The sequence below is a fragment of the Picosynechococcus sp. PCC 8807 genome (assembly GCF_001693295.1).
Taxonomy (GTDB): domain Bacteria; phylum Cyanobacteriota; class Cyanobacteriia; order Cyanobacteriales; family MRBY01; genus MRBY01.
In genome coordinates this window covers 2,993,486-3,012,260 of the sequence record NZ_CP016483.1, presented here as the reverse complement: position 1 = coordinate 3,012,260, position 18,775 = coordinate 2,993,486, and the positions used below count along the sequence as shown (strand labels likewise).

Genomic DNA, 18,775 nt, shown 5'->3' with positions numbered 1-18,775 from the left:
CTTATTAAGTTTTAACTGTTTATTTTATATGAGGCCCTAGATTAGTTCTTTTGTATGCCGCCATGGCTTGATAGTCGATATCTAACAAATATAATTTTGGACATTAAACTACCTCCGGCGTTTTGATGGTAGCGATTTCAGCAACAGTAATCAGTTGAAAAATAGACCAATTCCGTTCCTAGAAATTTTATTCTGACAGGAAGTCACTAATTTATCAGCGTTGGTGGCGAAATGCAGCCGTGATGTCTTCGTCATCACTAACTCCTGGCCAATATTTTGACGTTCTGATAGGACCAGCAGTTTCATCGGTATCGATATCCCAGCGTATATATTCGCCTCCTTCAAGGAAAAAATAGGCTTTACCATTCCACCAGTTAACTGCTGCAGTAATATCGGTGTCATAATCACCTAAAATTCCCCAGGGTCCTTCAATAGATCGAGGGCCAAGGTCTATTCTATTTTTGGCAATGTTATAGCGAACATATTCCCCGTTTCCGAGTAAAGTTCCTCCAAAGGGACCCCGGTTTTCTAGGAAAAAGTAGATATTACCATTGCCCCAATTAATCACAGCTCTAATCCTTTCAGCGTAAGGTGCTAAACCAGGCCAATTATTGTCTGTAATTTTCACCGGATACCCCGGAGAAGTTGAACCATCTTTTTCGAGCCGACTGTAATACCCATTTTCTAAAAAGAGATAAACATGACCATTGTCATAGCGAACGGCTCCAAGAATCTCTTTATCATCACCCTCGACATCAAAATCCCAGTTTCTGCTGGTCGACGCCGGATAACCGGGATCTACCCCTTGGCTATCTGTATATCGATAATAGGTATTGTTCTCACGGAACAGGTAAGCTTTCTCTTCCGAAACACTCGCACTTTTGATTGGTTGTGGCAAGTCCTGGAAAGCAAACTCAAAACTATCTCCAAGACTAAGTACAGGTGGATTCTGACGACCTGACCACAATCCAAGCAAATCACCATTTCCTGCAGTTGCAATGGCTCCAGCAAATCTAAAACTAGGTCGATGGTGCACACATGGGTCAAATTGTGTCTTCCCAAGGTTTTCATTATGGACTATGGTGGCTGTTTCAGCATCATAGTCCAGTCGAGTCACGTATAGCTGATCATCAAAAATATCAATCCCAGACACAAGAGAAAGAGGACTAGCCCTTGAAATGTTGCACTGTATGCCGTAGGCGGTCCAATCGCCGCTGCCTGGCTCCTCACGTTCACTGAAAGTAGACACTAAATACATGGTGCCATCCTCTTGCATAATCAGGTTTGACCCCTGGCCAGAGACATAGACATCGTCGATTACTATGCAGTCAGTGAATACAGCACCTTGTGCTTTCCGGAGAGAGATATTTTGATCACTACGACAAAGTTGAATACTCTCTTCACTTGGTGTAACTGTGCCAGCCGCATTCAATAAATAAAAACGATTATCTATATGGTTATAGACAAGTCCCGTCGCATCTCGTCCATTCTTCTGGTTACCATCCTCATCTAATTGACGCTCACCGGCGGAGTTAACCACTGCCCAGGTTATCGCGGTATTAGGATGAAGCGACTCAATCCCATTGGATCCGAGATAGTAGAAGCGTGTACCGCGATGAGTCCCCACTGCAAGGATATCGCCACTGGCCTGAAGACTACTTGGATGAGCTTCTGGGCCTAATCCTGTTGGGGGGTTATTAGTATCTGTATTACTCGTCTCGCAGTAAAAATTCCAATCTAATTCTCTATTTGGACTAGCGGGATTGAAAGAACTGGAATATATAAGCATGCCTGAGCAATTTTCCTTTGAGGGATCTTGACGAGAATATGAGAGGACTATGCGACCGCTAGCTGTCATGGTAATCCCCTGAACGTGATCTGTTGATCTGACAGCATCGCCATATTTATTGGCAAATCCTTCTAGGGCGGTTTCCACAAGAGTTGAATCTGAACCCATCATCCGTTCGATGCCGAAAAGCAGGTCGGTTACAGGTGGGCTAATTTCATCGGCTGGTGTTTGTGGTGTTTGTGCCCGGACTCCAAAGGAGAAACTCAAGAGGCTGACACTGACAGCAGTTGAGTGTAATAAGCAGGCTTTCAGAATCTTTTTCATTTCTTTAAAGTTATGTAGGCTTAAAAGAGTGTATTAATGTAGTGGTCAAAGACGGAATCATTTAGACGCTTAAAAACTAAACTCGCGACTTGATACACAGGAGTCAACATAGTTTTTCCAAGTGCGAGTCGCATCACTTGGATCAGTGGAGAGACAATATCCTAAAAAGTTGTTTGTATCGTGTTGGGCGATCTGCTGACCATTTTTTGAAATTTGCATAGCATCAATAAAGAAAGCATTTTCGCCATTGGTCTTTAAAACAGCATGGCTGATATTTTGACTGGAAACATAGGTAATTGTTTGATTTTGACTAGAGCAGGCCGAATCACTGAAATTATCAGAAAATATGGAGTGGGCCATCGTGTTGCCAGACCAAAATTCAATGGTGATGCGATTGGTTGTACCTTCGTTGGTAATGCCCGCATGAGAACAGTCAATGGAGACAAGATAAGTTGATTGCCGTGGCTGATTGCGCTGGGCTTGGAACTCTTGAAACTTTTGCCAATGGCACTCGCGATCGCAAACCTCAACATCAATATTGCCCCAATTAGGGTCTCCAGCAATAAAGCTGGGTAGCGCATTGCTATCAGGGCCATAGGACAAGCTATAAAGTAAGTCGTCTGAACCCCTCAGACCACCGTCTTGATCCCAAACTTCAATCAAGATCTTGTCGTCTGCATTGGGGCCAAAATCTAATGTGGGAATGAAAAAATTATGTGAATCTCCTTCGGAAATTGTGACGACACCTGTCTCAAGGAGCAACTTGACTTTATTTCCCCACTTGGTTTGCCATATTTTGAGATAAACATCATCACCACCAATCTCGTCTTGGTCGTAAACGGTCACGTCGTTGATTTCGATTGAAGGTGGGGGATTCGTCCAGACTGAAGCCGAAGTCATTGAGGCCGAGCCAAGCAGAGAAACTAGCGCTAAGTTGAAGCCTTTAAACAGAGAGTTTTTCATTTTTCCTCTATGACAATTGTTTGCTTTCGCAATAGTAGTTCTCAAAAACTCAACCTATGCAGCTTCTGAAAAGTAGTTCTCCGGGCGATACTCAGGATTTTTTTGAACCAAAGTACCGAGTTGCATTCATTCAAAGCACTGAATTAGGTGATGCATATGTAGAGTTCCCCTATGCCAATAGGATCATTACATCAAGCAAAAACTCAAAAGATTTAGATTTTGACCTGAAAAGCAGTGGAGGTTGCTTGAGTTTTTTTGGACAAAAAATACTGTGACTACTGTTACACCCTAAATTGGAATCTTGTGGCAGAAAAGTAGTCTGGTTTACAAAGCACGCGATATTGAAATATTTCTTATGAATCTTCCCAAATCTTGGGATCTAATTTGTGCAGTTCATCAATGGAAAGATCCGGGTTCTCCTGACAGAATTCGGCCATTCTTGTTGCCGTCTCATCATCGACCTGGACTGTCTCCTGTTGTAGAATGCCATCATCCGTCCAGATCGGGCCGTAATGAAACACCGCTAAATATAATAAATTGGCTTGCCATGGCCCCAAGCCCGCTGCCCGACAGGCATCCCGAAAAACCCAGTGGGTCTCCTCCCAAGAACGCTCTTTACTATCGCAGTAAACATCATGGATAACCGAAGCATCACGATAAGGCCCTGTAGTCGGTGCCCCGACAATCGTCCAGAAAGCCCGTGGGATTGACGCCCCGTCAATAATTGAACCCGCTTTCGCCTGCCAGATACTTTGATCTGAAGCGATATATTCGACCGGTTCCAGTAGCCGAAACTGTCTTGAAGCCTCGGGATCGGTCGCACGAATCCACTCCGTTTTAATGGTGTTGCGAAAGCGGGCAACGGCGCTATTGTACTCAACTGGGACAAACTCCCCACTTGGGCTTCTCAAGCGCAGAATGAAGGCAATGACGGCGATCGCCAAAATGACCATTCCTACTCTTACTTTTAGTTTTTTTCTCATGGCATTTCCAAAATCTCAATTTTGTGTTGAAGAAAGTTAGCTTTGACCCAGAAAAAAAGAAAAGAATTAGGGCAATGATGAGCCAGAACTCCTACGGCTATGGTTTTGGAGTAGCGCTCCCATTTTTCCGATGGGGAATGAGCGCTAGAGTTGCAGCGATCGCCAAACAAACCACCCCGATCAAGCCCTGCAAACGGTTTGCTTCTGCTGGTACCCACTGGGACAAAACCATCCCCGCAAGGCCAGAAATTCCAAAAAAGATGCCGATGCCCAAGCCAGCCCAATCCCCCGGAATTGTCTTAAAAATGTAGGGTAAAGTGCCGTTTCTGACGGTCGCCAAGGCCCAGGCCCAGAGAAGAGCAATAACCATATAACCGCCATCCTGGGCGGGCGCCCCCAACAGCAGCAAGAGAATGACGGTCAACCAACCAAAGGCAACACCCAAGAGGGGATATCGCTGCCACCGGAGCGTTAGCCAACCTACAGGAATCGCCAAAATCGCCACCAGCAAATTTAAGCCCTGGCCGACACTGATCCCTAACGTCAACGGAATTGAACCAAATAAATCGAGCCACCGCTGTAAAACAATTGCACTCCCCCACGTGAGGGCGATCGCCATGAGGATTGTTTGTACAAAACCCAGCCAGGGTAAGGGGCTTGGGGTAGGGGCTTCCTCAATTAGGGGCGCAGCAGGCTTCGGTAGCACCAACCCTAAACACAAAGAGGCGATTAACAACGTCACTGATCCCGCGAGGAAAGCCGGTAAAGCTCCCACCGCTAACAATCCATTTTGAATACTCGGTTTCAGGACGCCCATCACCCCGATCACCATCGTCAGCACAGAGATGGCGAGGGGCAACTCGGCGCGGCTGGGGGTACTTTTGAGCAGTAGCACGTAAATCGGGGTACGAAACATCGTCATCGCCAAGGCCCAAGCAATGGCAACTGCGGGCAACACCCACCGCAATGGCAATTGAAACACTCCCAAGATTGGCAGGCCAATGAAAATAGCCGCCGCTAAAATCACCCCCAAGCTGATTAAAGGCAACCGACTCCCTAAAAAACGCTGTTGGCGATCACTCAAGGCCCCAAATACCGGTTCCATCACCACCGCCAGTAAAACCTCTACCGTCAACAGTTGCGCCGTAAAATCCTCTGAAAATCCCCACCCGCCCAACAACGTACCGAGATAGGCACGATAGGCAATCCACATTAAAGTAATCGCTGCCTGGATTGCGGCGATCGCCATTACCCGTCGCCAAAGAATATTGTTCTGTTTGGTTGCCATAAACTTGTTCTATGCCGCCACAATTTTTTTCACCATAGCGAAGAACGTTTAGCCCGCTATAAAAGCCTTACATCTTGCAATCTTGCGATAAAAAACTAAGCTATCCCAACCAATCTAGAGAACAAAAAATTAAGTATTTACTTACAGGATCAATCCTGTTTTATTTGGCTGGACTGGATAGGCGATCGCTCGCTTGGAGTTTGCGGCGGATCTCAGCATGAAACCCTTGGGTAATTGGATAAAAATAAGCCAAGATCAATCCCCCAATGAGCAATACCGTCCCCAAAGGGCCAATCACCAACCGAATCACCCAGAGGGCAGAATCTGGCTGTACCGCCGGGGGACTACCCGGAACCCGCTCAATGTAGCCCGCCCAATCAAGGGCTTTGCCGACAATATAAATCCCAAAGGCAATGCCGAGCTTTTGGAGCATCACCATAAACGCATAGAAAACCCCTTCCCGTCGCTGCCCGGTGCGCAGTTCATCGAGTTCGATCACATCCGGCAACATCGACCAGGGAATCAAATAGGCCGTTGAAACCCCCAGGCCCGCCATAAATCCCAACAAAAACAGCCATTTTTCTTGACCCGGTTGTAGGAAAAATAACCCTGCCTGGGCGATAATCCAGAACCCCATGCCTAGAGCATAAACGGTGCGTTTACCCCAACGGCGACTGAGGCGACTCCAGACAAATAACATTAGTAGGGCTGTTCCCTGCACCACCAGGGCAAACTGGGTAAAGACAAAATCCGAAAGCCCTAGCCAACTCACTACAAAATATTGCATCACCACCGCCGTAAGTTGCGCCCCCAGCCAGGAACAGAGATAAATGCCCATCACCAGCAGAAACGGGCGATTATTAAAAACAATCTGTAGTTGCTGCACCAAGGATAAACGGGGTTGGTGGCGCTGTTGGTGCTGTTGACGATACTGCTCCATGAACTGCACCCGCTGCCACGTACCACGCACGCACCAATACATACTGCCAAGGGCGATCGCCGCTGTGATTACCGCCAACACAAGATAACGCTGGGACACCACCGGCACCACCCGAAAAACTCCCTGGGCCAGCGCCAGCGCCAAAATACTGCTCCCAATGGCAAAGGTAAACCGAAAACTATTGAGTTGGGTGCGCTCATTATAATCAGACGTCAACTCTGGGGTGAGGGCGACATAGGGTAAAAAAATCACCGTGTAGGCTGTATTGAAAATCAGCGCCAAGGTAATGTAATAGATCAACAACCACTGGGTGTTCGTGGTAGGAATGCCCCACATAGCCACAAAGCACAACGCAAAGGGAACCACCCCAAAGATCATCCAGGGAAAACGCCGCCCCCAGCGAGAAGTAGTGTGATCGCTCAACCAGCCCACAACAGGATCACTAATGGCATCCATTACCTTGCCCACCATCAGAATTAAGGCGCTTTTATCCGGTGGTAAACCCGCCACATCCGTAAAGAAAAATAAGACAAAAAAGACCAGGATATTCCCAGTCATAGAAACACCAACGGTGCCTGCACCATAGGCCAGTTGGGTACTCAGTTTGAGGGGAGCAAGGGCCTGGTGGGGTGGATTAGAAGACGGATTGGACATTAACAAGTTCACGCAACAGTCTAAAAACTAACACTATTTGCCCAGAGCCGATGCCCTTGATGGTGTTTTAGCCACTTTACTGGGCAGTGTAAAATGAGATTATCCTAAGCAATGATGCCCATGCCTGAAAGTGGAACCAGTGAAAAACTAGACCGAATTGAAGCTACTTTGGAAAAATTGGGTTCTGAAATCAGTTCCCTTGGCGACAAGGTCGGCAAGTTAGATGGTGATGTGCGGATTATTAATGACCGCGTCGATACATACCAAAAAGCCTCTACCCAAGTCGTTAACCTTGCTTTTAGCCTGATTGTGGCGGCAACATTGGCGATTATTATTCCGATCATCTTTGGCAGATAATCCAAGGCGATCGCCACAGTCAAAAAAATTTTCTGTCCCATAATTGGGAGCACTGCATCGATCAACTTTATTGTGACAAACTAGCTTTGGAATTTTTTGTCACTAAGGTCAACATAGTAAAATGGCGACTGTAGCAAGCACGGGTAAATTGTCAATTACAGTTTTGCCCTAAGGTTCGCGTGAATATTTCACCCCCCATTCAACTTGTCGAAGCCCCCACCCAAGCTTTATTGACCTGGGCTAAGGCGATCGCCACGGGCACCCCAGACCCATTTCAGCGGGGGCAACAACTGAGTCAGAAATTGGGCGCAACCTATGGCAGTGATGGCCTGACCCAAGTGGGATTTTGGATTCCGGAGGTGGGCGATCGCCCCGTTTGCCTCGAAGTTTTTACGCCCATGGAGGCAATCGATTTTCGCCTTGCCGATCAAGTCATTCCGTTCCGTCGGGAGGTGCTAGAGCTGCCGCGCCAAGGGGAATTTGCCTGGGGTGTTGTGGCGGGTCTCAAGGCTGGCACCCGTACCCAAGCGGGATCGTTTTATTGGCTCCGCAGTGGTGAACAGATTATCCGCGACGTCTTTGCCCACTCCCTCCCCTACGGTGTGTTTGCGCCAGCCGAGCTGTACGACATGGCGCAACTGGAGCGCGACAGGGCCGACCGCGACTATTTTCACCAGGAAACTTGGGTTACGCCGCCCCGCAATATTTTGCAAATCCATGTCGGTACCGCTTCCCCCACGGGCACCCTGGCTGGACTTAGCCGCATTTACCGTGACCTCGCCCGCAAATTGGCCAATAGCCAACCCCTCACCGCCGCTGAAAAAAACTATGTGGGCTTTGATGCGATTGAACTGTTACCCATTGAACCCACGGTGGAATTTCGCCCCGCCGAAAATAAAATGATTCATGCTTTTTGGCAAATTCGGGCGATCGCCAACCAAGAAGTACAAGTTCACTTGAAAAAACCAGACACCCAAAATTGGGGCTATGACGATCTGATTTTAGGGGCCGCGGCCACCAGTCCCGCCCTCCTCAGTACCCTCAGACCCGCCGAAGTTGTGGATTTTATTGCCACGCTCCACACCGCCTTTGCCCGCCCGATCCAGATTATTTTTGACTTAGTTTATGGGCATATCCATCACCAAGCCCTGGGATTAATTAATACGCAATTTTTTCGGGGCGCAAATATGTATGGCCATGATACGAATCAGCAAAATCCGATGGTGCGGGCTGTTCTCCTGGAGTTGCAACGGCGAAAAATTAATCTGGGAGCCGATGGGATTCGGGTGGATGGGGGTCAAGATTTTCAAGTGTCCGACGCCATTTCCGGCCAACTAGACTATGACAATGATTTCCTGCTGAAGATGGCTGCGGTACCCCAAACCGTTGGCACGGCGACCCGCGAGCTGTACACCATTTATGAAGATGGTCGCCCCTGGCCCAATGTCGGTTGGGAAGATATGGCCACCCATTTGGATTTGATTTACCTAAAGCCCGATTGTTTTCAGTGGAGTCCGTTGATCTTTGAGCATAATACGCCCACGTTACAGGGATTTTGGCAACGGGAATGGCGGGATGTGTGCAAAATTATGGCCCATGGCGATCGCTGGGTGACCGGTTGTGCCAACCATGACACGGTACGCAAGGGCAACCACATTAACACCGTCGCAATTCGCATTAATGAATATTTAGGGGATTCTTTGCCAGAAATTTTACAAAATGCCTACGATAACCCGGCAACCCAATTGTGGATCCACGGCTTTAGTCCAGGGATTCCGATGGATTTTTTAAATGCATTAATGCATACTCCCTGGGGCTTTTTTCGGAATACAGATGACCAATATGCCGTCAAAATTATGGCGGACGAAATTGGCTTTCTCTATTGGCAAATTACGCCGGAAATTTACCGACAATCCTGGGCATTTCGGCGGTTTAAAACCATGGGCTTTTATGATCTCTCGTTAATGCGGCAGTTCTTTAAGGCAGTGGAACAGGCCATTGAAGCGATTGGCTATGATCTACCAAAGCTGGCGATTTTTCTGCAAACCGAATTAGAACCACAATTTGATTTTTTAAAGCCGATTACCATTGCCAACCTGAAGGAAATAGCGATCGCCTTTATGGAGGATGGCCACGAGGCTTGTCGGGTCTCCCATTATTGTGGAGCGGTGCCGGATGAGCGGGCGAGCTTTAATTTACGTTTGCGGCAATATCGCCAGGCCCAGCCTTGGCTGCGAAATCATCTCGATCCTGCAAGGGGCGATCGCCTGCACCATTGGTCGGATCACCAACGCACCATTTTCTACGGCAGGCGCACCAATCCCGACACCCAACAGCGGCTTGTGTTAGTGGCGCACATGGCCGGGGCTCCGAAGACCGTTGAGATTAGCAAATGGCTCGCCCTGGATTTGGATCGTTGGCAGGTGGCGATCGCCACACCGACTTTGAAGCTCAACACCATCCATGACTTAGCCCAAATTCACCTGCACAATGGCGAAGGTTTTCTGTTATCTGAAATTCCTCCTTAAATAATGTCTTTCGAGCCTAGAAAACACACTTTTTTAACCTCATTTAACCCATTTAAAAAACCTTATTTAATAATGACCATGGCCCATCAAAAATACATTCTTGCGTTAGACCTCGGCACCACTGGTAATCGTGCCCTTTTGTTTAACCACAAAGGTGATATTGTTGCCCAAGCCTATAAAGAATTAACCCAATATTATCCCCAGCCCGGTTGGGTCGAACATGACGCGACGGAAATTTGGAACGACACCAAAGCCGTCATGCAACAGGTCGTCAACAATAGCAGCATTGAAACCCAGGATATCGCGGCGATTGGCCTGACGGTGCAGCGGGAAACCTGTGTCCTCTGGGATAAAACCACTGGCAAACCACTTCATAAAGCAATTGTCTGGCAGGATCGACGGACGGCTCCCCTCTGTCAAACCCTCAGTGCGGCAGGCAAAGCGGCAGAAATTTACGATAAAACGGGCTTGGTGTTGGATGCTTATTTTTCGGCGACGAAACTGAATTGGTTATTAAGCTGGGCTAAGGAAAATAGCGCCATTAACCCCAATAATGTCCTCGCTGGAACCATTGACACCTGGGCCTTGTGGAACCTCACGGGAGGCAAAGTCCACGCCACAGATCACAGCAACGCCAGCCGGACAATGTTGCTTAATCTCAACCAAAAAGATTGGGATCCGGATTTGTTGGATTTATTCGATATTCCTCGCCAGATGATGCCAACGGTGCAGTCGAGCCTAGGGGAATTTGGCAAAACCGATCCAAGTTTATTGGGGGCGGCAATTCCGATCACCGCCATCTTTGGGGATCAACAGGCGGCCCTCTATGCCCATGGTTGCGATCGCCCCGGCTTATTGAAATGCACCTATGGCACAGGAGCGTTTTTGGTGGCGCACACGGGCGACGAGATTAAACGCTCCAAACATAAGCTCCTAACGACCATCGCCTGCACCCAAGCCCATCATGATGGCACAAATCTCGATATCGGCTATGCCCTCGAAGGGAGTATGTTTACCGCTGGGGCTTGTATCCAATGGTTGCGCGACGGCCTACAAATTATCGAAACGGCGGCGGAAACGAATGATCTTGCCCAAGGGGTGAACGATAATGGCGGCGCTTACTTTGTCCCTGCCCTGAGTGGCCTAGGGGCACCCCACTGGGATATGAGTGCTAGGGGCGCATTTCTCGGTTTAACGAGAGGTGTAAAAAAGGAACACATGGTGCGGGCTGTCCTAGAGGCGATCGCCTACCAAGCCAAAGAAGTAGTCGAAGCGATTAACCAAGATTCTGGTACCCCGATCCAAGAATTAAAAGTCGATGGCGGCGCGTGCAATAACGACTTTCTGATGCAATTCCAAGCCGATGTATTGGGCATTCCTGTAGAACGTCCCGCTGTCCTCGATGCCACGGCCCAGGGGGCAGCCTTTGCCGCCGGATTAGCCGTCGGTTTTTGGGATGATTACCAAACCCTGGTGCAAAACCGCAAAATTGATTACGTCTTTAAACCCAGTGCCAACGCCTCCCAAGCCCAAGCCCATTTCAAAGTCTGGCAAAAAGCCGTTGAACGAGCGAAAAACTGGGCCTAAACTTCCTCCTTGGGGAGGGCTTCTGCCCACAGCAAGTCCCCCTTCACAAAGAAGATCTAGGGAATGCGAATTCCCCCAACTACTGCACACCCATTGAATTTAAAAAGACTTTATGACTGCTTTACTGCTCCATGACCAACATTATTCCCTTGATCATGAAGCTTTCCTTTCAACCCTCAGCAACACAGAAAATCTACTCATTATTCAGGATCTTGATGGGGTTTGCATGGGGTTAGTCAAAGACCCTTTAACCCGCAAAATAGATCCTGGCTATATTCGTGCCACACGCAAGTTTAAAGACCACTTTTTTGTCCTCACCAACGGTGAACATGAAGGCAGAAGGGGAGTAAATCGCATCGTCGAACGGGCATTTCGCAATGTTGAAGCCAAAGATGAAACAAGCTATTTACCCGGTTTAGCGGCGGGGGGCGTGCAATGGCAGACGGATAACGGTCAAATTTCCCATCCCGGTGTCAGCCAAGCAGAGCTAGATTTTCTTGGGACAGTGCCAGATTTGATTGGTCAATGTTTAGGGCGATTTTTTACTAAATATGCTGATGTTTTCCCCACTGAGCTTCAACCTGAGCTGATCCATGCGTCGGTTTTAGATAATCTCGTTTCACCAACGGCAAATTTAAATGTCCTGGCCGAATATTTAGGCGATCGCCTTGAGATTTACCAAGACCTCCAGCACACCATGGAAATCCTGATGAATGATTTGCTTGAAAAAGCTGGCCAACAGGGTTTAGACAATAGTTTTTTCGTGCACTATGCGCCCAATTTAGGCAGAAATAATGTGGGGAAAGAAATTGTTCGCTTTGCCACAGCCAAGGATTCTGGCACCACAGATTTTCAGTTTATGGTGCGTGGTGCCGTCAAAGAAGCGGGGGTTTTAGTGCTGCTGAATTATTACTATGCCCAACGCACGGGCCACTATCCCCTAGGGGAAACCTTTAACGCTCGCCAAGCGCCCCAAAACCACGAGGAACTATTGCAACTGGTGCAAGACAATTTTGATCCGCAATTGATGCCCTTAATTGTTGGCGTCGGCGATACGGTCACAAGTCACACCGAAGGCGATCAAGTTCGACGGGGGGGGAGCGATCGCCTATTCCTTCAGCTCGTCCAAGACATTGGTAAATGGGCAAAGAGCGGCAATCTCGTCGTGTATATCGACAGCTCCCATGGGGAATTAAAAAATCGGATTCCCTTAAAACTGGGGACAATCAATGGTCAAACCCAAGTGATTGAGGGCATTACTGATCCGGCTGATCCGTTACGAATTAACGTTGCTTTTCCGGGAGGTTTTGAACAATACACAGCTCTTTTTCAACAAGCTGCGACAAACCGGGCTGAAAAATAAGAGGTGAATTTGAGCCTTGAACAAGCTCACTATAATGGCAGTAGTAGCCCACCGGTGGAAGTTTAGGCAATGGACATGACCCTTCCTTTAGAGTTAAATCTTGAAAATTGCAATTTCAGCGACGAACAATTTTTTCAACTCTGCCAGCAAAATAAAAATTTTCGTTTTGAGCGGAATGCCCAAGGAGATTTAGCGATTATGTCCCCCACTAGTGGCGAAACTAGCAACCGCAATATTGATCTGTCCTATCAACTGCAGGCTTGGAACCGTCGTACAAAGCTAGGTATGGCCTTTGATTCTTCCGGCGGGTTTATTTTGCCCAATGGGGCGATGCGATCGCCCGATGCTGCCTGGATTCCCTTGGTGCGCTGGGAAGCCCTCGCACCGGAAGTAAAGACGAGATTTTTACCCCTTTGTCCGGATTTTATTGTGGAGCTATTGTCACCGACGGATTCCCTGGCCCGCACCCAAGCAAAATTACAGGAATTTATCGACAATGGGTCGCGGTTGGGTTGGCTAATTAATCGTCAAAATCGGCAAGTTGAGGTGTATCGCAGCGGTCAACCCGTAGAAATTCTTGAGCAACCTGAGTTTCTCGATGGTGAAACTGTCTTACCGAATTTTCAATTGGATTTGAGTACCATTTGGTAAGCGTTTACTTCGTTCAAAACTTAGTCCAACTGCCGCCCGGTGAGTTCGACGAAAATATCTTCGAGGTTGGATTCGCGCACCATCATGCTGGTTTTATCGGGCAAGTTGTCGAGATAATGTTCTGCCTCTTGGAGGGTCGGGAAAAATTTGTATTCCCAGCGATCGCCTTTTTGTTTGACGACTAAACCTTTGCCATGTTTTGCCTGGAGTTCCTCGAAAGTGCCCTCATCGATCAGGCGGCCCGCTTCCATAATGCCAATGCGATCGCAGAGGGTAGCAGCTTCCTCCATGTAGTGGGTGGTCAGGAGAATCGTCATGCCGTTTTTGTTGAGGTCACGAATGATTTCCCAGAGACGACGGCGGGTTTGGGGATCCAGGCCAACGGTGGGTTCATCGAGAAAGAGAATTTTGGGTTCATGCAACAGAGCACGGGCAATCTGGACGCGGCGTTTCATCCCCCCCGATAGGGTTTTCACCAGAGCATCGCGGCGATCGCTCAGTTCCACATATTCTAAAGACTGGCGAATTAACCGTTGCCGACGGGGATTGGGAATATGGTGCAGGCGGCCATGGAATTCCAAGTTTTCCCAAACAGTGAGATCCACATCCACACTCATCTGTTGCAACACCACGCCGATATTGCGTTTGGCATGGGCGCGATTTTGCATCACATCTTCCCCAGCAATGGAAATTTTGCCGCTTGTGGGTTCGGTGAGGGTGATCAACATCCGAATCGTGGTGGATTTCCCCGCCCCGTTTGGCCCCAACAAACCGTACATTTCCCCAGCTTGAATCGCAAAGGAAAGCTCATTGACCACCGGGACTTTACTAAAAACCTTGGTGACTTTATCGAGGGAAACCGCCGCAGATGTCATGGAATTTGTAACTGTTTGTAAAGTTTACTGTCCCCATTATGCCCTGTCGCGCTGTTACTTTTTACCGTGGGAGAAGTGATTAGAGGATTTTTCCGCGATGCAATCGAGATTTTTTCAGCCGTCCGCACATCCCCTAATCTTCGGCCATCGGGGAGTTGTGACCGATCACCAAGAAAATACCATGGCGGGTTTCCAAAAGGCGATCGCCTTGGGTTTAGACGGCGTTGAACTCGATACTTTCCTCACAAAGGATGGCAAATTGGTAGTTTTCCATGACCTCTATACCAAACGGCTGACGGGGGTCACAGGAAAAATTACTGAAATGACCTGGCCAGAGATCCAGACCCTGCGCATTAAAGAGTCCCTCAAAATCGGCAAACAAACCTACACCTATCCCCAACCCGAAAAAATTCCTCTCCTTGAAGATGTGTTGAGCGAACTGCGGGGCAAATTGTTAATCAATATCGAGATGAAAGCCCCCCGCCTCAACCTCCAGCAACGGAAAACGGGCATTGCCGTCGCCCAATTGATCGAAAAAATGGAGCTGCAACAGGAAGCATTTGTTACCTCCTTTAGTATTTGGGCTTTGATCTGGCTGAAGCTCACCCATCACCCCATTGAAACAGGTATTCTCTACTCGCCTTTGGTGACCAAAAATTTCTTCATTCGCAAATTTACCGAAAGCCACATTTTAGAAAAAATCCTCGATGCCAGCTTAGTCAGTCTTAACGTTAATCTATTTAAAAAACAAACCATTCAGCGACTCCATCAACACCAATTAGCCGTCGGCGCTTGGACAATCTTTTCACCGCCCCATAAAAGTCAAAACCCGAAAAAATTGGCCCAAGAATTAGCCCAGATTGATCGCCTTGTAGAACAAAACATTGATTATTTCATTACTGATCATCCCCGTCACCTCCAGCAGCATCTCCAGCAGCAACCGCAACCAATGGCTCAGCTCCTAGACGGCGGCGAAGTATTCTAAAGACGCAACCAAGACCAAACTAAACGATGACTTTTCGCCCTTTTACTCAGTTAATTCTCAAAACACATCTTCAACCAGCAGCAGTACGACAAAGATTAGCCGATGCCATTCAAAATCGCATTGTTCGAGGTACCGTCAGCCAAAACACATTTGAAATTCGACGTGTGATCCATTACACAAATTCTTTTCTGCCGATCATGAAAGGTAAAATCAAATCCACAAGGGAAGGAAGCATTATTAAAGTGACAATAGCCCCGCATATTTTAATAATCTGCTTCATGGTTGGTTGGCTGGGTTTTGCTTCTGGATTGTTAGCGATCGCCGCTTTTCATTTACTAGAATTATCTATTGTTCTAATCGGTTTTATTCCCGTGGGTATGCTTATTTTCGGCTATATTTTTGTCACGGCAGCATTTAAGTTTGAGGCACGCCAATCAATATTATGTTTGCGCCAACTATTGGCAATCGCATAGGTCACCAGCGGACAAACGGTGTGCTCACGCCTAAAATAAAGGGCTTACGTTTACAAAAGATGAGCGTCGTATTGTCATGGCTTCGCCCCGATTCCCCTATCAACCACAATTGGAACCCGATGTTGTTACTGCTTGGTATGAGGGGGTTTGTCCGGCCACTAAACAACTTTGTCGTCTCCCCCGCACCAAAAATGCTGAGGCGATCGCCCAACAGTTAATGACAGAGCTTCGGGAAAATCCGGATTTCAATTGGGAAGGGAAAATGTACGGGGTATTGCTAGCAGAAACGGCCACCGGGCAACGGGTATTTCTCAAGGCATTTTCAGGACTACTTAAAGGCGAAAAAGTTCTCCCCGGTTGGGTGCCGCCAATGGATGGGGGCGATCGCCTGATTTTAGAAGAACAAGAAATTCTCGCCCAGTTACGCCAGATCCGCCGGGAAATCCAACGCCTAGAAACCCTACCAGAACGAAAAACTTACCAAACGTTACAGCAACAATGGCAAACAAAAATCGCGCAGTTTAATCAAGAACGTCGTCAGAAAAAACAGGTACGCCGCCAAAAACGCGAGGTTTACCAGACCCATTTAACAGGAGCCGAATTAGCGCAAGCGATCGCCGCCCTTGAAGAAGAAAGTCGCCAGGAAAGCAACCACAAACGCGATCTCAAACAGGCCAGGGATCAAGAGATTAATCATCTCACGGTGATTATTGACCAAGCTGATCAAGACTTACAAAGCCTCCGCCAACGCCGCAAAACCCTGTCGCGCACCCTCCAAAAACGGATGCACCAGGTCTATCACCTCAAAAATTTTCAAGGAGAATCAAAGGCGATCTCCGATTTATTTCCCACTGGTTTACCCACCGGCACCGGCGATTGTTGTGCGCCCAAACTCTTCAACTACGCTGCGAAACAGAACCTTAAACCCTTGGCCATGGCCGAGTTTTGGTGGGGTAAAAACAGCCCTGACAAACAAGTAGGCGAATTCTATTTAGCTTGTGAAGAGCGTTGCCAACCGATCCTCGGTTTTTTGCTTTCGGGCTTGGGGGGAAAGTCGTTTCAAGATATTTTGACAACCCCAGAAATCCCCCTAGAAATCATCTACGAAGACCACAGCCTAATTGCCATCCATAAACCCGCTGGTCTCCCCTCGATTCCAGGGCGCAGTAGCCAGACCTATGACAGTGCATTTTCCCGATTGCGCCGCGATTATCAGGATATTTTCCTTGTCCATCGCCTCGACCAAGATACATCCGGAATTCTTTTATTTGCCAAAAATGCTGAAACCCAACAGAATCTGCAAACCCAGTTTCGCCGCCGCAAAATTCATAAGGAATACGAAGCCCTCCTAGAGGAAAAAATTCAGCGTCCAGAAGGAATGATTACCCTTCCCCTCTGGGCAGACCCTGGCGATCGCCCCCGGCAAAAAGTAGATGCGCAACGGGGCAAACCCAGCGAAACTCATTTCGTTAAATTAGATTCCCATCGCCTCAAACTCAAGCCAATCACAGGCCGCACCCATCAACTCCGGGTTCATTGCGCCCACCCCGACGGGCTAAACAATCCGATCCTTGGCGATCGCCTCTATGGCAACCGGGCCGCCTCCCGTCTACATCTCCAGGCCACAGCCTTAACTTTTATGCACCCCGAAACCAAAAACCCACACACAATCCAGAGCGCCCCAGAATTTTAACGTTTGTATCATCAGAATAAGCATCATGAAAGCCGGATGGCATACTTTTTGAACTCTTTACATTTTTCTAAAAAAATTAATGGAATAATAAAAGAAAACTAGGGTTTAAGCCAAACCAATGTTTTAACGCACGTAATTCTCATCATTTCAATGCCATCCTGCCAGGGGTAATTCCAAAGCCAATGTGGTGAACTTAAGCATTATGATTCAAGATTCTTATCTGCAGCACCGAGGCGATATTTTAATTGTTGATGATGTTCCTGAAAACCTACAACTTCTTTCAGAAATTTTGGTTGAAAAGGGCCACGAAGTGCGACAGGTGATCAATGGCAAACAAGCCCTCAAAGCAGTGGCAGCGGATCCCCCTGATTTGATCCTGCTGGATATTAAAATGCCCATCTTAGATGGTTACGGCGTTTGTCAACGACTAAAGGCTAATCCAGACACCGCCAAAATTCCCATTATTTTCATCAGTGCTTTAAATGATGTTTTCGATAAGGTGAAGGCTTTTTCCTTAGGGGGCGTTGACTATATCAATAAGCCCTTTGATATGTATGAGGTGCTTGTGCGCGTTGAAAATCAACTTAAGATTTTGCGTAATGCCCAGGAGCTTGAAGAAAAAAATAACCAGTTAGCCCAGATCAACCAAGATCTAAAATCCTTTAACTATATGGTTTCCCACGATTTACGGCGACCATTAACGAAATTATTAGGGTTTTGTGACTTGCTCTTAGGTGATGTTGATACCTTTGACGAAGAAACCTTAGAGACGTTAGAGATTATTGCGAATTCTGCTAAGGAAATGAATCATATCATCTCTGACTTGATGCGCCTTGCAGAAATTAAAGAAAAGCAATTAACCCTTGAGAAGATTAATTTAAGTGAAATTGCCATAGAAATTATTCAGGATCTCCAAGGTGAAACCCCTGATCGAGCCATAGAAATTAAAATCGAACCGGATGTGATTATCCTAGGCGATCGCCCGCTCCTTAAGATGGCCTTTGAAAACCTATTTGAAAATGCCTGGAAATACACCAGCAAGGTCAAAAATCCTCAAATAAAGTTCTATAAAATCGATTCTCAAACCTACTGTCTAGAAGATAATGGTGTTGGTTTTACCGCAGAACATCTAGAAGAGATTTTCCTGCCATTTAAGCGACTTCACACCCAATCTGAATTTGAAGGAACAGGAGTTGGTTTAGCAATTGTTAGGCGTATTATCGAAGTGCATCGGGGACAGATCTGGGCCGAAACACGGGTTAACCAAGGGGCTAAATTTTGCTTTACTTTTGGTTTTGATCTACCCCCAAAAAATACTTAAA

The 18,775-nt window shown here is 47.4% G+C and carries 16 protein-coding genes; 10 read left to right on the top strand and 6 right to left on the bottom strand.

The features are described 5' to 3' along the window. Positions 1-214: 214 nt before the first annotated feature. On the bottom strand, positions 215-2,113 hold the full coding sequence (locus AWQ24_RS14435; protein WP_065717221.1) for a hypothetical protein: 1,899 nt from the start codon (positions 2,111-2,113) through the stop codon (positions 215-217). A 69-nt stretch (positions 2,114-2,182) separates the two neighbouring features. After that, entirely contained in the window at positions 2,183-3,076 is an 894-nt protein-coding gene (locus AWQ24_RS14430; protein ID WP_065717220.1) for a hypothetical protein, read from the bottom strand. 56 nt (positions 3,077-3,132) lie between these two features. Between AWQ24_RS14430 and AWQ24_RS16480 the strand changes: the two genes are divergently transcribed. Then, on the top strand, positions 3,133-3,351 hold the full coding sequence (locus tag AWQ24_RS16480) for a hypothetical protein (RefSeq protein ID WP_198161489.1): 219 nt from the start codon (positions 3,133-3,135) through the stop codon (positions 3,349-3,351). A 78-nt stretch (positions 3,352-3,429) separates the two neighbouring features. On the opposite strand, the gene AWQ24_RS14425 is transcribed toward AWQ24_RS16480, so the two are convergent. The 3 genes from AWQ24_RS14425 to AWQ24_RS14415 all read right to left on the bottom strand — a co-directional run bounded on the left by AWQ24_RS14425 (position 3,430) and on the right by AWQ24_RS14415 (position 6,941). Continuing rightward, entirely contained in the window at positions 3,430-4,059 is a 630-nt protein-coding gene (locus AWQ24_RS14425; protein ID WP_083993551.1) for a DUF1353 domain-containing protein, read from the bottom strand. A gap of 97 nt (positions 4,060-4,156) precedes the next feature. Next, a complete protein-coding gene (locus AWQ24_RS14420) occupies positions 4,157-5,347 on the bottom strand; it encodes an MFS transporter (protein WP_065717218.1) in 1,191 nt (396 codons plus the stop codon). A gap of 160 nt (positions 5,348-5,507) precedes the next feature. Next, positions 5,508-6,941: an MFS transporter gene (locus AWQ24_RS14415; protein WP_065717217.1), complete on the bottom strand. Its 1,434-nt coding sequence runs from the start codon at positions 6,939-6,941 to the stop codon at positions 5,508-5,510. Between the two features lie 120 nt (positions 6,942-7,061). On the opposite strand from AWQ24_RS14415, the gene AWQ24_RS14410 reads away from it, so the two are divergent. From AWQ24_RS14410 to AWQ24_RS14390, 5 genes are all read left to right on the top strand, one after another. Further along, the gene (locus AWQ24_RS14410) at positions 7,062-7,298 is read left to right on the top strand and encodes a hypothetical protein (RefSeq protein WP_030007702.1); all 237 of its coding nucleotides are present in this window, start codon (positions 7,062-7,064) and stop codon (positions 7,296-7,298) included. Positions 7,299-7,477: 179 nt separating this feature from the next. After that, positions 7,478-9,826 (top strand): glucosylglycerol hydrolase, encoded by a 2,349-nt coding sequence (gghA, locus tag AWQ24_RS14405; RefSeq protein WP_065717216.1) that lies wholly within the window; start codon positions 7,478-7,480, stop codon positions 9,824-9,826. 78 nt (positions 9,827-9,904) lie between these two features. Continuing rightward, positions 9,905-11,413: a glycerol kinase GlpK gene (gene glpK, locus AWQ24_RS14400; protein WP_030007700.1), complete on the top strand. Its 1,509-nt coding sequence runs from the start codon at positions 9,905-9,907 to the stop codon at positions 11,411-11,413. Positions 11,414-11,525: 112 nt separating this feature from the next. Continuing rightward, on the top strand, positions 11,526-12,776 hold the full coding sequence (gene stpA, locus AWQ24_RS14395; RefSeq protein ID WP_065717215.1) for a glucosylglycerol 3-phosphatase: 1,251 nt from the start codon (positions 11,526-11,528) through the stop codon (positions 12,774-12,776). A 75-nt stretch (positions 12,777-12,851) separates the two neighbouring features. Then, entirely contained in the window at positions 12,852-13,427 is a 576-nt protein-coding gene (locus AWQ24_RS14390; RefSeq protein ID WP_065717214.1) for a Uma2 family endonuclease, read from the top strand. Between the two features lie 20 nt (positions 13,428-13,447). Here AWQ24_RS14390 and ccmA read toward each other — a convergent pair whose 3' ends face one another. Further along, positions 13,448-14,302 carry a heme ABC exporter ATP-binding protein CcmA gene (gene ccmA / locus AWQ24_RS14385; protein WP_012308426.1) on the bottom strand — a complete coding sequence of 285 codons (855 nt, stop codon included), beginning with the start codon at positions 14,300-14,302 and terminating at the stop codon, positions 13,448-13,450. A 97-nt stretch (positions 14,303-14,399) separates the two neighbouring features. Here ccmA and AWQ24_RS14380 point away from each other — a divergent pair, with 97 nt between their 5' ends. The 4 genes from AWQ24_RS14380 (at position 14,400) to AWQ24_RS14365 (ending at position 18,774) form a co-directional block, all read left to right on the top strand. Next, on the top strand, positions 14,400-15,287 hold the full coding sequence (locus AWQ24_RS14380; RefSeq protein WP_030007698.1) for a glycerophosphodiester phosphodiesterase: 888 nt from the start codon (positions 14,400-14,402) through the stop codon (positions 15,285-15,287). Between the two features lie 26 nt (positions 15,288-15,313). Further along, a complete protein-coding gene (locus tag AWQ24_RS14375; RefSeq protein ID WP_065717213.1) occupies positions 15,314-15,760 on the top strand; it encodes a hypothetical protein in 447 nt (148 codons plus the stop codon). 76 nt (positions 15,761-15,836) lie between these two features. After that, complete coding sequence (locus AWQ24_RS14370) at positions 15,837-17,453, top strand: RluA family pseudouridine synthase (RefSeq protein ID WP_065717212.1); 1,617 nt, start codon at positions 15,837-15,839, stop codon at positions 17,451-17,453. 202 nt (positions 17,454-17,655) lie between these two features. After that, complete coding sequence (locus AWQ24_RS14365; protein WP_065717211.1) at positions 17,656-18,774, top strand: response regulator; 1,119 nt, start codon at positions 17,656-17,658, stop codon at positions 18,772-18,774. The last annotated feature ends 1 nt before the right edge of the window (position 18,775 follow it).

What these genes read in the sequence shown, in the direction of transcription:
- AWQ24_RS14435 (WP_065717221.1), bottom strand. Translation starts at nt 2,113, where the DNA reads ATGAAAAAGATTCTGAAAGCCTGCTTATTACACTCAACTGCTGTCAGT.
- AWQ24_RS14430 (WP_065717220.1), bottom strand. Translation starts at nt 3,076, where the DNA reads ATGAAAAACTCTCTGTTTAAAGGCTTCAACTTAGCGCTAGTTTCTCTG.
- AWQ24_RS16480 (WP_198161489.1), top strand. Translation starts at nt 3,133, where the DNA reads ATGCAGCTTCTGAAAAGTAGTTCTCCGGGCGATACTCAGGATTTTTTT.
- AWQ24_RS14425 (WP_083993551.1), bottom strand. Translation starts at nt 4,059, where the DNA reads ATGAGAAAAAAACTAAAAGTAAGAGTAGGAATGGTCATTTTGGCGATC.
- AWQ24_RS14420 (WP_065717218.1), bottom strand. Translation starts at nt 5,347, where the DNA reads ATGGCAACCAAACAGAACAATATTCTTTGGCGACGGGTAATGGCGATC.
- AWQ24_RS14415 (WP_065717217.1), bottom strand. Translation starts at nt 6,941, where the DNA reads ATGTCCAATCCGTCTTCTAATCCACCCCACCAGGCCCTTGCTCCCCTC.
- AWQ24_RS14410 (WP_030007702.1), top strand. Translation starts at nt 7,062, where the DNA reads ATGCCTGAAAGTGGAACCAGTGAAAAACTAGACCGAATTGAAGCTACT.
- glpK (WP_030007700.1), top strand. Translation starts at nt 9,905, where the DNA reads ATGGCCCATCAAAAATACATTCTTGCGTTAGACCTCGGCACCACTGGT.
- stpA (WP_065717215.1), top strand. Translation starts at nt 11,526, where the DNA reads ATGACTGCTTTACTGCTCCATGACCAACATTATTCCCTTGATCATGAA.
- AWQ24_RS14390 (WP_065717214.1), top strand. Translation starts at nt 12,852, where the DNA reads ATGACCCTTCCTTTAGAGTTAAATCTTGAAAATTGCAATTTCAGCGAC.
- ccmA (WP_012308426.1), bottom strand. Translation starts at nt 14,302, where the DNA reads ATGACATCTGCGGCGGTTTCCCTCGATAAAGTCACCAAGGTTTTTAGT.
- AWQ24_RS14380 (WP_030007698.1), top strand. Translation starts at nt 14,400, where the DNA reads ATGCAATCGAGATTTTTTCAGCCGTCCGCACATCCCCTAATCTTCGGC.
- AWQ24_RS14375 (WP_065717213.1), top strand. Translation starts at nt 15,314, where the DNA reads ATGACTTTTCGCCCTTTTACTCAGTTAATTCTCAAAACACATCTTCAA.
- AWQ24_RS14370 (WP_065717212.1), top strand. Translation starts at nt 15,837, where the DNA reads ATGGCTTCGCCCCGATTCCCCTATCAACCACAATTGGAACCCGATGTT.
- AWQ24_RS14365 (WP_065717211.1), top strand. Translation starts at nt 17,656, where the DNA reads ATGATTCAAGATTCTTATCTGCAGCACCGAGGCGATATTTTAATTGTT.